17 protein-coding genes are annotated in these 14,587 nt (G+C 57.4%); 7 read left to right on the forward strand and 10 right to left on the reverse strand.

The window, feature by feature from the left end:
- Nucleotides 1-34: 34 nt before the first annotated feature.
- The 3 genes from FCL40_RS18810 to FCL40_RS03895 all read left to right on the forward strand — a co-directional run bounded on the left by FCL40_RS18810 (nt 35) and on the right by FCL40_RS03895 (nt 2,195).
- Nucleotides 35-298 (forward strand): transposase family protein, encoded by a 264-nt coding sequence (locus FCL40_RS18810; RefSeq protein WP_267873497.1) that lies wholly within the window; start codon nt 35-37, stop codon nt 296-298.
- A gap of 596 nt (nt 299-894) precedes the next feature.
- Nucleotides 895-1,584, forward strand: coding sequence for a zinc metallopeptidase (locus FCL40_RS03890; protein WP_136851573.1), 690 nt, complete (start codon nt 895-897; stop codon nt 1,582-1,584).
- Nucleotides 1,585-1,940: 356 nt separating this feature from the next.
- Nucleotides 1,941-2,195 carry a hypothetical protein gene (locus FCL40_RS03895; RefSeq protein ID WP_136851575.1) on the forward strand — a complete coding sequence of 85 codons (255 nt, stop codon included), beginning with the start codon at nt 1,941-1,943 and terminating at the stop codon, nt 2,193-2,195.
- A gap of 95 nt (nt 2,196-2,290) precedes the next feature.
- Here the strand turns inward: FCL40_RS03895 and FCL40_RS03900 are convergent, their stop codons facing one another.
- From FCL40_RS03900 to FCL40_RS03920, 5 genes are all read right to left on the reverse strand, one after another.
- Nucleotides 2,291-3,016 carry an amino acid ABC transporter ATP-binding protein gene (locus FCL40_RS03900; RefSeq protein WP_136851577.1) on the reverse strand — a complete coding sequence of 242 codons (726 nt, stop codon included), beginning with the start codon at nt 3,014-3,016 and terminating at the stop codon, nt 2,291-2,293.
- Entirely contained in the window at nt 3,009-3,686 is a 678-nt protein-coding gene (locus FCL40_RS03905; protein ID WP_136851579.1) for an amino acid ABC transporter permease, read from the reverse strand. Before FCL40_RS03905 ends, FCL40_RS03900 begins: the two co-directional genes overlap by 8 nt.
- A gap of 4 nt (nt 3,687-3,690) precedes the next feature.
- Nucleotides 3,691-4,413, reverse strand: a complete 723-nt coding sequence (locus FCL40_RS03910) for a basic amino acid ABC transporter substrate-binding protein (protein WP_136851581.1) — start codon at nt 4,411-4,413, stop codon at nt 3,691-3,693.
- A gap of 242 nt (nt 4,414-4,655) precedes the next feature.
- Entirely contained in the window at nt 4,656-5,624 is a 969-nt protein-coding gene (locus FCL40_RS03915; protein ID WP_169306995.1) for a DUF2955 domain-containing protein, read from the reverse strand.
- 11 nt (nt 5,625-5,635) lie between these two features.
- On the reverse strand, nt 5,636-6,697 hold the full coding sequence (locus tag FCL40_RS03920; RefSeq protein WP_136851585.1) for an HlyD family secretion protein: 1,062 nt from the start codon (nt 6,695-6,697) through the stop codon (nt 5,636-5,638).
- A 97-nt stretch (nt 6,698-6,794) separates the two neighbouring features.
- Here FCL40_RS03920 and FCL40_RS03925 point away from each other — a divergent pair, with 97 nt between their 5' ends.
- A complete protein-coding gene (locus FCL40_RS03925; RefSeq protein WP_205729080.1) occupies nt 6,795-7,670 on the forward strand; it encodes a LysR family transcriptional regulator in 876 nt (291 codons plus the stop codon).
- A gap of 118 nt (nt 7,671-7,788) precedes the next feature.
- The gene (locus tag FCL40_RS03930; RefSeq protein ID WP_169306996.1) at nt 7,789-9,252 is read left to right on the forward strand and encodes a methyl-accepting chemotaxis protein; all 1,464 of its coding nucleotides are present in this window, start codon (nt 7,789-7,791) and stop codon (nt 9,250-9,252) included.
- On the opposite strand, the gene FCL40_RS03935 is transcribed toward FCL40_RS03930, so the two are convergent.
- Nucleotides 9,249-9,524, reverse strand: a complete 276-nt coding sequence (locus FCL40_RS03935) for a hypothetical protein (protein ID WP_136851588.1) — start codon at nt 9,522-9,524, stop codon at nt 9,249-9,251. The two genes, FCL40_RS03930 and FCL40_RS03935, sit on opposite strands and share 4 nt — an antisense overlap.
- 273 nt (nt 9,525-9,797) lie before the next feature.
- Between FCL40_RS03935 and FCL40_RS03940 the strand changes: the two genes are divergently transcribed.
- Nucleotides 9,798-10,676 carry a D-hexose-6-phosphate mutarotase gene (locus FCL40_RS03940; protein WP_136851590.1) on the forward strand — a complete coding sequence of 293 codons (879 nt, stop codon included), beginning with the start codon at nt 9,798-9,800 and terminating at the stop codon, nt 10,674-10,676.
- 96 nt (nt 10,677-10,772) lie between these two features.
- Here the strand turns inward: FCL40_RS03940 and FCL40_RS03945 are convergent, their stop codons facing one another.
- From FCL40_RS03945 to hemG, 3 genes are all read right to left on the reverse strand, one after another.
- Nucleotides 10,773-11,414 (reverse strand): deoxynucleoside kinase, encoded by a 642-nt coding sequence (locus FCL40_RS03945; RefSeq protein WP_136851592.1) that lies wholly within the window; start codon nt 11,412-11,414, stop codon nt 10,773-10,775.
- A 359-nt stretch (nt 11,415-11,773) separates the two neighbouring features.
- Entirely contained in the window at nt 11,774-12,283 is a 510-nt protein-coding gene (locus tag FCL40_RS03950) for a cytochrome b/b6 domain-containing protein (protein WP_136851594.1), read from the reverse strand.
- Nucleotides 12,284-12,302: 19 nt separating this feature from the next.
- On the reverse strand, nt 12,303-12,827 hold the full coding sequence (gene hemG, locus FCL40_RS03955) for a menaquinone-dependent protoporphyrinogen IX dehydrogenase (RefSeq protein WP_136851596.1): 525 nt from the start codon (nt 12,825-12,827) through the stop codon (nt 12,303-12,305).
- Nucleotides 12,828-13,197: 370 nt separating this feature from the next.
- Here hemG and FCL40_RS03960 point away from each other — a divergent pair, with 370 nt between their 5' ends.
- Nucleotides 13,198-13,395 (forward strand): hypothetical protein, encoded by a 198-nt coding sequence (locus FCL40_RS03960; RefSeq protein ID WP_136851598.1) that lies wholly within the window; start codon nt 13,198-13,200, stop codon nt 13,393-13,395.
- Nucleotides 13,396-13,520: 125 nt separating this feature from the next.
- Here the strand turns inward: FCL40_RS03960 and FCL40_RS03965 are convergent, their stop codons facing one another.
- The gene (locus FCL40_RS03965) at nt 13,521-14,546 is read right to left on the reverse strand and encodes an acyltransferase (protein WP_136851600.1); all 1,026 of its coding nucleotides are present in this window, start codon (nt 14,544-14,546) and stop codon (nt 13,521-13,523) included.
- Between the last annotated feature and the right edge of the window lie 41 nt (nt 14,547-14,587).

Raw genomic sequence — 14,587 nt, forward strand, 5'->3', positions numbered from 1 at the left:
TGTGATCTTATGCTCTCTTTTTCGGGGCATAAGCATGGATATCGAGACTATCAAACAGCACTTCAGCATCATTCGGGACGACCGCCAGAGCGCGAAGGTGAACTACCCGTTGTTTGACATCCTCTTCGGCTCCCTTTGCGCAGTGACCGCAGGGGCTCACTACGCTCGTTGTCATTGCCTATTTGGACACAAACATCGTGCTTCTTATCCGCCCAATCGATACCAACAAAGGCCGAAAATTCCGACAGTTGGATATTGCTCATCGCGTATTCTCCTTCATCCCGTCGACGCAGTTTGAGTTCGGCGAAAACAATATAGAGAGCCTACAGGCAAGCCCTGAGTGTTCGTTTTGAACTCAAGAAACCCAGCGGTTCGAAGACAATCCGGCAATCATCTCAGTGTTAGTGGCGAATATTCGTAACCCTGGGTGTAAGTCTCACTGATCATGGCTTAAAACCTTCAGTTATCCTGAGGAAGTTGAGTGACTATAATGTGGCGTTAACAGACATTCCCAAAAGTAATGGTTGCTAAGATATAGCGCCCAAGGATCACCTTAGGCGGCTTGTATAGACATCACTAAAGACCGTGACTTAGCCAATTCTCCGGATGATGCAGGGTGAAGTTAACTGGACACCCAGCCTAAGAGCTTTGGTTCTCGTTGCTTGTGACGTCCCCGCAAAGCTGAGACGGATAGCAAGCAGTTGGACAGTGCTGGGGGCTTCTCGAGATGGATACCCCACGGATGCAAAGGTGGGTGTCCAGTTAGGCTCTGTTAAAGTCGTTTCCTATTTTCGCCAACTTCTGAAGCAGACAGTCGTCGGCAAGCATCTGCTGCTCATTTCTATGCGTATAATGATCGGTAGCCGCATAAATACTCATTACATAGCGATTTAAATGGTCTGGATCATCATCTTACTCATCATCACATTATGCGTCTTCTTGCCGGGTATGTGGGTCAAACATGTGATGGAAAAGTACGCACAGCCGGCAGATCGTTACCGCAAACAGGGAAGTGGTGGCGAACTCGCGCGCCACCTGCTCGACAGCTACGGCCTGGGCGATGTCCAGGTAGAGGAGACCTCTGACGGTGATCATTATGATCCGACTGCTAAGGCTGTGCGTCTGACGCCGAAAAACTACTCAGGATACTCCTTGACCGCAGTGACTGTTGCCGCCCATGAGGTGGGGCATGCTATTCAGGATTCACGGGGCGAGTCGTTGTTCCTGGCGCGGCAGAACCTCGTTAAGGCAGCAATGGTCGGCGAGCGCCTTGCTGGCATTATGCTAGTGGCGGCTCCGCTTATCCTACTACTAACCCGCCTTCCACAAGCAGGAGCATTAACGATAGTGATTGGCATTGTTTCGATGGCACTAAGTACCTTGGTGCACCTGATTACCCTTCCAGTTGAGTTCGATGCCAGTTATGGCAAGGCGCTGCCGCTCCTGGAGAAAGGCGAGTACCTGCACGACGGTGACCTGAAGCATGCGGAGAAAATTCTCAAGGCGGCGGCTCTGACTTATGTCGCTGCCTCGCTGACCAGCTTGCTAAACTTGGGACGATGGATCGCGGTGCTTCGTCGGTAAGGTTTAAGAATTCAGAGTAATTGAAGGCTTCAATGACCGGAATGTGGCGGTAGGCGTCGTCCCTAAGGTCTTGCCCGCATGTTGCTCAGCATGCTTGACCGCAACCCTGAGCTCGTCGAGTACAGACAGCCAATAGGACCAAAGGTACTCAGATAGTAGACGGTCCAAACGCGCGCACTCTGTCGCTTGCCTACACACCTGCCATCATGCAGTGCAACGGCTGGAGATGGGAGCCTGGCAGCTACCGGTCCCTTCGACTGGTTACCTTGGTTCTCGATGACTCTGATATCATCTAGGACTAACATTCAACAAGAGAGCCAACTCGCTTCCGTAAATTACGAGATCAGGATCAAGTGGTGAAGCACATGAACACTGAAAGCATCACAACATTAGAATCAGCCATAGAGCAGTTTCCTTTTATCTGTGAAATCCGGACTCCAGAGGAGCACGAAAAGGCACTGATCCTGATGGATCAGTTGACAGATGACTATGACGTCAACTTGGCGATTATCGACATCCTTTGGCCAACCATTGAGCGCTATGAGAAAAGTGCCCCAGAATTGACTAAGTTCAATGATGAACTAGCGAAGTTGAATAGGGGTATTGAATAGCCTCCACTTCCATAGAGTGTTGTGCTCACCGATTGAATCCACAATGCGCTAGTTCAGTTGAATGTAAAAAAGCCCCCAAATCTGGGGGCTTTTGTCTATCTCAGCACCTTGGAGAGGAAGGACTGGGTCCGTCGGTGCTGGGGCGCATCGAAGATCTGCTGTGGCGGTCCGCTCTCCACCACTTCGCCGCCGTCAATAAACAGCACCCGGTCGGAGACCTCCCGGGCGAAGCCCATCTCGTGGGTAACTATCACCATGGTCATGCCGTCGTCGGCCAGCGCCTTCATCACGTCCAATACATCGCCGACCATCTCCGGGTCCAGGGCAGAGGTGGGCTCATCAAACAGCATCAGGTCCGGCTGCATCGCCAGGGCGCGGGCGATGGCCACCCGCTGCTTCTGGCCGCCGGAGAGGCTGGAGGGGTAGGCCTGGGCCTTTTCGACCAGACCCACCTGATCCAGCAGTGACAGCGCCTTGGCCTCGGCTTCCGTCAGGGTCATCAGGCCCAGTTTTACCGGCGCCAGGGTGATGTTCTGCATCACCGTCTTGTGGGGGAACAGGTTGAAGTTCTGGAACACCATGCCCACCTTGCGCCGCAGCTGGTCCACGCAGGCGCCTGGGGCGGTAATGGACTCTCCCTCGATGAGGATCTCACCCTGGGTGGGGATCTCCAGCAGGTTGAGACAGCGCAGGAAGGTGCTTTTGCCGCTGCCGCTGGGGCCGATGACGCTGACTACCTCGCCGGGGGCGATGGTTTCATCGATCCCCTTGAGCACTTCAACGTCGCCGAACTGTTTGTGCAGATTGCTTACCTTAATCACTCTGTTTCAGCCTCTTCTCGAATTGGGACAGCATCAGGGTGAAGCTGTAGGTCAACATCAGGTAGATGATGGCGCAGGTAAACAGGGGCACCACGTCCTCGAAGGTGCGGCTGCGGATGATCTCCCCGGCACGCATCAGGTCGACGCCACCGATAAAGCCGATCACCGCGGTCTCCTTGAGCAGCACGATGAACTCGTTGCCCAGGGCTGGCAGGATGTTCTTCACCGCCTGGGGCAGAATCACCTCTTTCATCGCCTGACCCCGGGACAGACCCAGGGAGCGGGCCGCTTCCATCTGGCCCTTGTCCACCGCCTGGATGCCGGCGCGGATGATCTCCGAGATGTAGGCGCCGCTGTTGATGCCGAAGGCGATCACCGCGGCGGTGATCTTGTCCACGTCCAGGGAGGCCAGCACGATGAAGTAGAGGATCACCAGTTGGACCACTACCGGAGTGCCGCGGATAACCGACACATAGAGGTTGGCCGGCCAGCGCAGGTACCAGTGGCTGGACATCTTCATCAGGGTGGTGCAGATCCCCAGCACCGAGCCCAGCAGGGTGGCCAGCAGGGTCACCGCCAGGGTGACCTTGAGGCCGCTCCAGATCAGCAGGATGCCCACCATTCCATCCTGGCCGATGGGGGTAAAGAGAGAGTCGATGATCGCCTGCATGGGGTTACTTCATGTACTGGGAGATGAGGGCGTCGTACTGGCCATTGGACTTCATCTTGTCCAGGGTGGCGTTGGTCTGCTTGAGCAGTTCAGCGTTCTCCTTGGAGATCGCCAGGCCGTAGTATTCAGGCTCGAAGGCCAGTGTGGTCAGCTGCAGGTCCGGGTTCTTCTTCATGTGATTGGCGGCGGGTTCGCTGTCGAACAGCACCAGATCCACCTTGCCGTTTTTCAGCTCCATGATCGCTTCGAAGCCGGTGTTGAACGCCACCACGTTATGGCTGTACTCCTTGGCCATGATGTCGCCGGTAGAGCCCAGCTGTACGGCGATGATCTTGTCCTTGAGATCCTCGGGGCTGGTTGGCGCCTTGCCCTGTTGGGTCAGCACCACCTGGGTCGCTTCGTAGTAGGGCTGGGAGAAGCTTACCGCTTTCTGACGCTCCGGGGTGATGGTCATGCCGGCGGCAATCATGTCGATCTTGCCGGCATTGAGCGCCACGATCAGCGAGTCAAACTTCATGTTCTCCACTTTGAGGGTTTTTCCTGCGTCTTCGGCGATCTGGCGAGCGATGTCGATGTCGAATCCCTTGGCCTCGTCACCGTTGGGGCCTCCCATGTACTCAAAGGGGGGGAAGGCGGCGTTGGTGCCGACCACCAGGACGTTCTCTTTTTTGCCGCACCCGGTCAGGGTGAGCAGGGAGAGGCTCAGTACAGCAATGAGTTTCTTCATAATCTGGTCTCTATCGTTGGGTTCGAAACGGGGCTGAGGCCGACTATAGGGCAGACCAGGTTTGAGGGTCAATACAAATGCGAGCCCAAAGCATAAATATGCGTTCGGTTGCAGTAATTATCGCCAGTTTGCAGCCTTTTCATCTGTGCGGGAGAGACGCTGGCGAGCATTAGTTGAAAAAAGGCTGGCGGTCGTAGGAGGGGAGTGACCGCCGGCAAAAAGGCGGGTGAATAGTTATGCGGTCATCGTGCGGGCTGCCAACGATGGAACATCATCAACATCAGGGTGGTCATCGTCACCGTGATCAGGATGGAGCTGAATCGGTACAGGCTGGAGAAAAACAGATCCGCCTGTCCGGGCACCACGCCGCAAAGCAGCACCACCAGGGCCGAGGCAGCGGCGAAGCCGATGCCGCCGTGCTCACCGCCCTGGCAGACCCAGTAGGCAAACAGGCCAAAGGCGAGGGTGAAGCCGAGCAGATAGAGGATCAGGTTGTCCATCCAGGTGTAGAGCAGCAGCTGCAACGCGATGGCGGCGCTGCACCCGAGGATGGTGCCGATGATGCGCATCCGGGCGGCCAGCAGGCTGCCGCTGAAGTTCATCGGGGCGACCACCAGGATGGCGGCGCCCTGGGCGGCCATGCTGTCCGCCAGATCGAGCGCCTGGAAGGCGGTGAAGATCAGCATCACCAGGGTCCAGCAGATCTTCAGGTTCCGGGTCAGCTCCCGGGGATCCGGCTGGGCGGCGGGCTGAACCGGGGGGGAGGACGGACTGGGAAAGGCCAGGAACATCAGCGCCGTTACCAGGCTGGCCAGCAGGGCGGCCATCAACAGATCCAGGGTGAAGTCCACCAAATCGAAGCCGCCAAAACTGCCCACATTCAGGAACATTGACCCGACCGCCATGCCGGCATACCCCATCATGTAAGTGGCCGGATGGGTCATGGCGATGCAGTTCATCGCCATCCACAGGGCGACGGCGGCAAACATCAGCGGTGGGTAGGGCTGCAAAAAGCCGATGATCAGATTGCCGACCAGGCAGATGGTGGCAATGGCCAGCAACATCCGTCCCACCGTGGCGCCGTTCCATCGCTGCAGCCGGGAGAGCAGCACCAGCACCAACAACGGCGCGAACATCGCTCCATACTTCCAGTTCATCAGTGTGGCTACGGCGAAGGCGAGGGTACACCCCAACCACAGCCGCCTGAGCATCATTCCGCTCATCAGTAGATGTAGTGCAGCAGGCTGATGACGGCGATCTCCAGCCTGGCCAGGGTATGCCACCAGGGGGTGTCGGCGGGATAGAGCACCACTGACGCGCGCGAACCAATAAACAGCTGCTGTGGCAGGCGACCATCTGGGTCCAGATTGACCCTGACCCGCTGGGAGTCACGAACCCAGCGATTGCTCACCTGGATGCTGGACAGGGTGCCGTTGGCGGTCTGTTGTGCCTGGGCGACGCCCATGTCACGACTGCCCAGGTTGAGAGGAAACACCTCCCCGGGGAGGGCGTCATAGGCCACCAGTGCCCGGGATTCCCCGTCCACCAGCGCCAGCGCCTTCTCTCGGAAATCGGCGGTGACCCACAGGGACTTCTCCGGGACGAAAGAGATCAGCGGCTGGTGAGCGTTGGCGTAGCTGCCGACCGCCAGTTGCATATTGGATACCACCCCGGCTTCCGGTGCCCGGATCTGGGTGTAGCTGAGGTTGAGCCTGGCCTGCTCCAGGGCGTTCTTCGCCAGCTCTACCGCAGAGGTGGTGTTTCCGCTCAGCTGGGCCCGGTAGGTTTGCAACTGCTGGCTGGCCATGTTCCGCTCGGCATTGGCGGCCAGCAGGCTGGCCTGGTTGCTGTCGAGCACCGACTGGGACACCAGCTGGCCTTCGGCCATCTTGCGGGCCCGCAGGTACTCCTTATTGGCGTGTTCGTAGGCCACCTGGGCTCGGGTAAGCTGCGCCTCGGCGGCCCGGATCTTGGCCTGAAGCACCTGCTGCTGCTCCCGAGCCTGTCTCAGGGCGATCTCCGCCTGATCCACGGCCAGCCGGAAGCGACGATCATCCAGGGTGAACAGCAGATCGCCCCCGCACACCACATCATTGTTGTCGACATGAACGGCGGTGATGGTACCCGACACCTCGGTGGCAAGCTGTACCACCCGGCCCTGGACGCGCCCCTCGGTGGTCAGAGGGGAGTAACGATCGGCTATGATGACGTAGGCCGCCACCAGCAGAAACAGGATGACCAGGCGTCGGGTCCAGCGTTTGAAGACAACGTCGAGAGAGGGCATAGGGATTCCAGCAGATTTAGGGGAGGGGAAGTATAGCCGCTGTTATTGGTGTCAAATAGGCTGCATAATATAACTAATGCGACCTATAGGTGAGACAATGATGGGCCAGCTTGATGATTTAAATCTGTTTCTGATGACGGTGAGGCACCAGGGGATCAGTGCCGCCGCCAAGGCGGCCGGCATGCCGCGCTCCCGGGTCAGCAGGCGGCTGCAGGAGCTGGAGACGGCCCTGGGGTGTCAGCTGCTGATCCGGACCACCCGCCATATCGAACTGACCGAGAATGGCCGGATGCTGTATGAGCAGACCCAGTCGCAGCTGGACACCGCCAACAGGGCGATGGTCCGTCTCAGGGAGCGCAAGATGCAGATGGAGGGGGCGCTGAGGCTGGCGGTTCCGGCTGCGGTGGCCTCGTCGCCCACCTTCATCGCCATGGTCGAGGCGTATCTGCAGCGCTTTCCCAGGGTGACTCTCGAGGTGTTCTACCATCAGCGCAGCGTGGATCTGCAGCGGGAGAGGATCGATATCCAGCTGTTGCCCTCCGAGGCAGAGGTGGTCAACCTCGACTATGTACGACAGAGCCTGCTGCCGTTTCCCTGTTGCTGGGCGGCGGCGCCTAGCTACCTGGCGCAGCATGGCATCCCCAGGGACAAGGGGGAGTTGCCCCGGCATGCCCTGCTGGCAAGCCGCTACATCGCCGAATCGCTTCAGCAGGATCTGACTTTTCGCTTTCGCTCCGACGATCTGCACATTGTTCAGCAACTTACCTGTCAGGGCTTGGGGATCGGCCTGTTGCCGAAGGTGTTTGTTCAGCGTGTCCAGGCCCAGGGATTGCTGGAGCCGCTGTTTGAAGGGCGTGACGCCGGACAGGTGGGGTTGAGCCTAATCTACTCCCCCCGGGCATTCCTGCCGGAGAAGACTCGGCAGATGATCGACCTGATTCGAGACACCTTCAACGGCTTGAACCAGGGATAGCGCCACCGGGATGTGGGCCACTGTGATCATTGTCTCAAATAGAGTATTTACTCTACTTTTGGGTGGGGGCCTATATTATTCTGATCCCAATGGTTTATTGGTGTATTGGGGGGCTCCCGTGATCAACCCGTTCAAGTTGTGGCACAAGCTGTTCATACCGTCATCCGGCCCGGTCGACGAGGAGGAGAGGCGTAAGATCGACACGACACTGTTCTTTCTCCTCCTGTCATTGCTCACCGGTCTCTACAGCCTTATCAAGTGGCAGGCGCAACTCCACGTCCCCCTGGTCACCAGCTCCTGCCTGCTTATTGCCCTGGAACTGGCCGGGGCCGTCAGCCTCAGGGTGACCGCCTCTTACCGGGTGGCGTTAAACCTGGGATTCCTGGGAATGTCGTTGCACTGCCTGAACCTGATCTACCAGTCCGGTGGTTTCCTCGCGTCCAGCCAGGGGTTATGGGTACCGGTGTTGATGGTGGCGTACTTCATCTGCGCCGAACTTTTGATGGCGGTGGCCTGGTCGCTGTGTGCCGGCGGAGCGGCGCTGGCGATGGTACTCCATGCACTCGCGGGCGGGCGCTTTCCGCAGCTGCAGCTGGCGCCGTCGGCGATGAAGGTTGAGGCGATCACCGGGGTGGTGGTGCCGCTGCTGGTGATCGGTGTGGCCCAGGGGTTTACCGCCATCCAGAGAAGCCGAGCGCTGAGGCGCGCCGCCACAGCCCAGCAACAGAGTCAACAGGCGCTGGCGCGGGCCCGGCTCGGCGAGCAGTCCCTGTCTGAGGTGCTGGAGCGGGTCAATCTCAACGCCGATGAGCTTGCCCGGGTGAGTGACAGCCTGGAGCAGGAGTCCTCGCTGCTTCAGCAACAGGTGGCGATGCTGGACAGCAACTGCGCCGATCAGTCCACCGCCGCCATCCAGATCGCCGCCGAATTGCAGAGGCTCTCCCAAGAAACCCAGCGCAGTGACCAGTTTGTGAATGAGCTCAGGGTTCACAGTGACAGCATCAATGAGGAGGCGCGGCGAAGCTCGGACAGCCTCGACGCGTCCAGCCAGGCCATCGGCCGGATCCTGGATGCCAATGCCCGGATTACCGGGGTAGCCAGCTTGATCACCCAGGTGGCCGACCAGACCAACCTGCTGGCCCTCAATGCCGCCATCGAAGCGGCCCGGGCTGGTGAGCAAGGGCGGGGCTTTGCTGTGGTGGCAGAGCAGGTGCGTGAGCTGTCGGGGCGCAGCAACCAGGCGGCCAAGGAGATTCGAGAGATCCTGGAGCTCAGTCGCAGGGAGGGTGAGCAGGGCCAGGTTGTGATGAATGACACCAACGACATCATCAGTGCCATCCTCGGCCAGATTGCCAGCAGTCGCGAGGAGGTGGTGCAGTTAACCGGCATCATCGCCCAGCAGTCCCACTCGGTGGAAGAGCTCTCCGCCGCCGGCCAGAGCGTCAGCCACACCGCCACAGAGACCTCGGGCGTGGCGAAAAGGGTGGCGGAGCAGCGCCTCAGGCTGGCCGACCAGGTCCGGACCGTACAAAGCCTGACTCAGGATCTGAAGGCGGTGCTGGACGCCGGGGCGCCGGGTTAGCCCGGCTGTCGGGATTGAAGCTGGTCCAGTGCCGACCGGGTCAGGTAGCCCTCAACCCTGCCGCAGGTCGGGCAGGCGAACAGCTTGAACGGCTCTATGGAGTAGGGCTGACCGCTGACCAGAGTCAGGGGGTCGATGCTGGTGTCCCCGTAGAGCACCAGCGACGTGTCACAGCTCTGGCACAGGGGCAGCGGACCCGCCGCGTCGGCGTCGGGTTGACGCTTGGAGCAGCAGTTCCAGCATTGGGAAAAGGTATCATCGTCGATCAGCACATGTCACTGTGGGCACACCCAGGACATGGGCTCCCTCCTTCAGGGGACAAATGTGTTTGACAGGGATTGGAGTGTAGGAGTGGATTTGGGCTAACTTGTTGTCACAAATCAAAAAAAATACAACAAGCCTTGCCGGGAAGATGAAATGACATTCACTCGTTAGCGCCTTTTCGCTTCACCGGCGCCGCCGGGGGGGCCTTGTCAGGCTGAAATAGGGCAAATGCCCGGTATCGGCGCTATCCTCTAAGGTCAGAGGAGCTGAAAGAGCGCAATATGTACAGTGGCTTGCATCTGGTTTCCCAGAAAGGACTGACCGACAGCGTGATTGGCGGGACCCTTCAGGGGGGCTTGCCGGTACTGGTGGTTCAAAACCGGTTTGCCCGGGCGGTGATTAGCCTGTTCGGTGCCCAGTTGCTCAGCTTCATTCCCGCCGGGCAGCGGGAGTGGCTGTGGCTGAGCCAGAAGGCTCACCTGGACCAGACCCGCCCCATCCGTGGCGGCATCCCCATCTGCTGGCCCTGGTTCGGTGCCAGGCCCGGGCCTCAACCGCTTCCTTCCCACGGCTTTGCCCGTAACCATCTCTGGCAGCTCGACGGCATCAGTGAACAGATCCAGGGCACCATAGTCTCGCTGTTTCTGTCTGATGATCAGGTTAAGCCGGACTACTGGCCCTATGCCTACGAACTGCAGCTGGATATCCACGTCTCCCACCAATTGGGGCTTACCCTGACCTGCCACAACTGTGATCGTCGTCCATGGCACTTTGCCGCCGCACTCCACAGCTACTTTAACGTAGGCCAGGTGCAGAGCTGCCAGGTGCACGGACTGGGGGGCCGCTATCGCGACAAGCTGAGCGGCCAGAGCGTCATCCACCCCGGCGTCCTGCAGGTCAGGCCGCCGCTGGACCGCATCTATCCCAGGGCCGAGCCCCAGGTCGTGCTGGCGACACCGAACCGCAGCTTGCTGTTGGACCAGGTTGGCATGGACTCTGTGGTGGTGTGGCATCCGGGGCGCCATGTCCCAGGAGATATGGAGGTCAGCCAGGGAGAGTCGATGTTGTGCGTCGAAACCGCGTTGTTGGGCGACCAGGGGGTGCTGCTGGCACCGGGACAGGCACAGCAACTGGCGGTGACCATCAGCCGGCAGAGATAAAAAAACCGCCCCGGAGGGCGGCGTTAATCAACGGAAGGTTCGGCGTGGCTTTCCCCTTCAGTTAACTTGAATGTGTTAGAAAAGACACTCTAAACATCAGTCTTTTTTACCGCAGATCTGCAAAACCTGTTCCGCCAGGCCTTCCGGACAGCCGAAATGGGTCCAGTCCACGGTCAACAGCTGGGTGTTGTACTTCTCGCAGATGTGAGGCAGGAAGGTGTTGTGGCAATCGGAGATCAGCCGGATGTAGCTAGGTGGGGTGCCGACCTCGGCATCGCGACCGCGCTCCAGCATCCGGTCATAGGCCACTGAGGGGTCGGATTGCAGGTACACCACGGCACTGACCTGCGGATAGTCCTTCAGCTTATCCTGAATGTCGTAGTAGTAGTCCAGATCCTTGCCATCGGGTCGACAGGCTTCCGCCAAGTTTGCCTGACAGAACACCAGATCGGAAAACAGTGAGCGCTCAATGATGTAGTTAAAACCCGGGTCCAGGTCCTGACAGGTCTGCGCGCGTTTGTTGGTGATGTAACGCTGGAAGTTGATCCGTTGACTGGGATCATTGGTGAACGCCTTCAGCAGACGCTGAAACTCAGGATCGGTATCCACCTCCTCAATGATCAGCTTCCATGGCTTGTCATCCAGTGAGGTCAACTGATGGGCCAGCTTTGGCAGCAGGGTGGATTTGCCTACGCCGATGTTGCCTTCGATGGCGATCAGTTCAAAGTCTTGAGTCATTGTCTCTGTTGTCTGCTGTTGAGGTTAGAATGGGCATGATATCAGAACACAGAGTTTTTAAAACGGGAAAATGGCAATTTCAGTACCACTTTCCTTGCTGATAAGGGGGGTGGTGGTCAACATCTGACCAAGGCTAGAAAAAGACCGTGTCAGCGGTCTTCGGCCGAAGCAAGGATATCAGTTAACTCCATGATATATAGCTACAATTGCTTTAACTGTTCAAATTCCAATCGGGGAGGGGAAGTAATGAGGAGACCAAGCATCCGCCTGTCAGGGTAAAGATGAATTCCAAAATGGGGCATTTTGCACCAAGAATATGACAAAACCGGAATAAACCCGGCTTTGTCAGGAGCTCTGGGTTATCGGATCAGTTCCAGGAAGTGGCTGAAGGAGGCGACGGCATGCAGGATCAGGTACCAGATCAGCCCTTCGCTGAGCAGAATGTGCCAGCTGCGCCAGGTCATCGCCATACCGGTTCCCTGGGTTGCCAGCCAGGCAAGGCCGGTCAGGCCGATGGCGGCCATCAGTAGCAGGCCAATCCCCTCGATAAAGGTCAGCAGGCCCGGGGAGCCGGCTGCGGGCAGTTGCCGGCTTCCGAGTTTCTTGAGATCTTTGATGATGGGCGCCAACTGGCCGGTGCACCAACCGAAGTAGAGCCGCCACTGGCCGTGGCGACAGCATTTAACCAGGAACAGCAGGCTCATCAGCGCGGTGATGGCACCCAGAATAATGTGGTTGTAGTCCCATGCTCCGGCATTGGGGTGGATTCGGCTGGCTAGATGCACCTGGCCAGAGGTGGAGAGCAGCCAGATTGCCAGCAGTGCCAGCAGTACGTGCAGCTTCTCCATTAGTTGCGACAGCAGGCCCAAAGCGTGCCCCTCCTTGTTGTCAGTAGCTGGCTACTCGGCGAGAGAAGCGTTCTACCTTGTCCCAGTCGGTGTACTCGATGCAGGCGTCCAGGTTGGTCGGACCCTTGGTGATGTGCATGATAAAGCGGATGATGTGGCGGTCAAAGAAGTTGTAACGCTGGTAATCGACCATACCGCCAAACACTTCCATGAAATCGGGCACCCAGGCGATGCGTTTGAGGAAGGCTTGCATGTAGGGGTTGGTTTCCGGGCTGTCCTTACCGGGCTTTCGGGCGACCAGAGACACCGAGAAGAAGCCGGAGGGCTTCGCCTCCAACTGAGGCTGCTTCTCATTGATGAACTTGAAGACACGATGCGAGTGTTTGCCGTGCTTGATGCTGGCACCGATGAGGACCTTGTCGAAAGGGGACAGGTCGATGTCGCCGTCTGCCATGTTGTGCAACGACACGACCTCGCCCCGCTTCTCAAGCTGCGCCTTAATCTTGTTGCAGATCTTCAGTGTCTGCCCCTTATCGGTGGAATAGGCGATAAGTGTGTTGCTCATTTACTCTCCAGCGGTTCATCCCTAGGTCGACAACTCCATGATAGCCAAAGGCGACGCCGGGATAACTTGAAGGGGATCACCGATTCGGCCGGGGCTTTGCTCATATACCCTCCAACTGCCTTTTTTGTGAACTAAATAGGTAAAGTAACTGTTACTGAAATGGCAGGTGGCCGCCGTCGGGCGGGATGCCTTGTCCGTGACGACGGAGTAAAACCTTGATAAAGAGTCGTCTGCCAGCGGCTTTACCCTGAGTGGCGTTCATATTAAAATCATCAAGCCTGACAAAAATGGTGGTATACTTACTTTGATTGTTTCCTATCGGGACAGAGATGCGTAAGCGGACGGGCCCGTCCTTTCAGAAGCAGATTCAATGAGAATTAGACTAGAGCAATTGAACGAAGAGGAGATGGATTATCTCTTCAAACTTCGCAAGGCCAGAACTTTAGATACGCTGGAATTAATGACGGAAAAGCTGGAAAGGGAAGCAACCAGCAGTGCTCAAGAAGCCTCTATATGCCGTGCTTTTGATGTGCGCGAAGGTGAGATTGAGCAGGGTAAGTACGTCTAAAGTTCACCAAGAACTAAATTTAAATAAGATATTCCAAGTTGCGAAACTGAAATAATAGATAACTGATTATTCTATCTTAAACCGCTGTCATAAAAGCCCGGCTCAAATTGGCCGGGCTTTTTTCGTCAGGGGACCAGTCGCTTCACAAGAGGAATCTTGGCCAGAAGCATGGTGAGCAGCAGGGCGCATAACAGGGTCGCCAGGGTGATGACTGGCAGTCCCACCCAGTTGCTGCCGAACCAGCCGTATACGCCTTTGGTCAGGTCTCTGACCGGGATCAGCAGCAGGGGATGGATCAGGTAGATCCCCAGGCTGTATCGTGCGACAAGGCTGATGCCACGCCTCAGAGGGCCCTGAATGCGGTCGGCATATTTTTGAGCGACCACAAACAGCATGGCGGCGATAACAACGGTATTGAGGGATTTGTATCCCATAAAATAGGCGCTGTAGCCTCGTTTCAGTTCGGAGAACCACCAACTTCCGGTGACATTAATCATCAATGCCAGGCAACCGGCAAGAACCCACCACTTTACTTCGTTGTTATTGTCACGGTTGAACAGGAACCAGCCAAGAATCAGATATCCGCTGTAGAGAATTAAATTCTGTCTCAGTGGCGTATCCACATGAAGCCAATGCATCAGGGTGAGTAACATCCATGCGCAGATAATCAACTTGATGCGTTCCCTGTCCAGCTTGGCCAAAATAGGCCCGAGCAGAGGAATCACAAAATAGAGCGGGATAAAATCGTAAAAAAACCAGAGATGATACCAGGCGGGTTCCCGAGGTGATCCGGTCAGGGTTTCGGTGAAGAGTTCTTGGGAAAAGCCTGTTTGAGTCCAGCCCGAAGCGATTGAATAAATTAGGGTCCATCCGATGAAGGGGACCACAACCTTGAGTAATCGGCGGCTTATGTAGTCCTTAAAGACAAAGGGCCGATTGTCTGACAGCAGCAGGGCACCGGTGATCATCATGAATACCGGTACCGCCCAGCGGGACAGGGCGTTGTAACCGGTTGCCGCCATCCATTGATCCATCGGGGCCAGACCCCACAGGTGCCGCCATGGGCCCAGTACGTGGATCAGGACCACGGCGATGGCCGCAATACAGCGGAGAAAATCGAGATAGAAGATGGAGGGTCGCGTCTGAGACATTCAGCAGGCTCCTGAAGGGAAACTGTTTCAGCATACCTCAG

The organism is Ferrimonas sediminicola (assembly GCF_005116715.1).
Classification (GTDB): Bacteria; Pseudomonadota; Gammaproteobacteria; order Enterobacterales; family Shewanellaceae; genus Ferrimonas; species Ferrimonas sediminicola.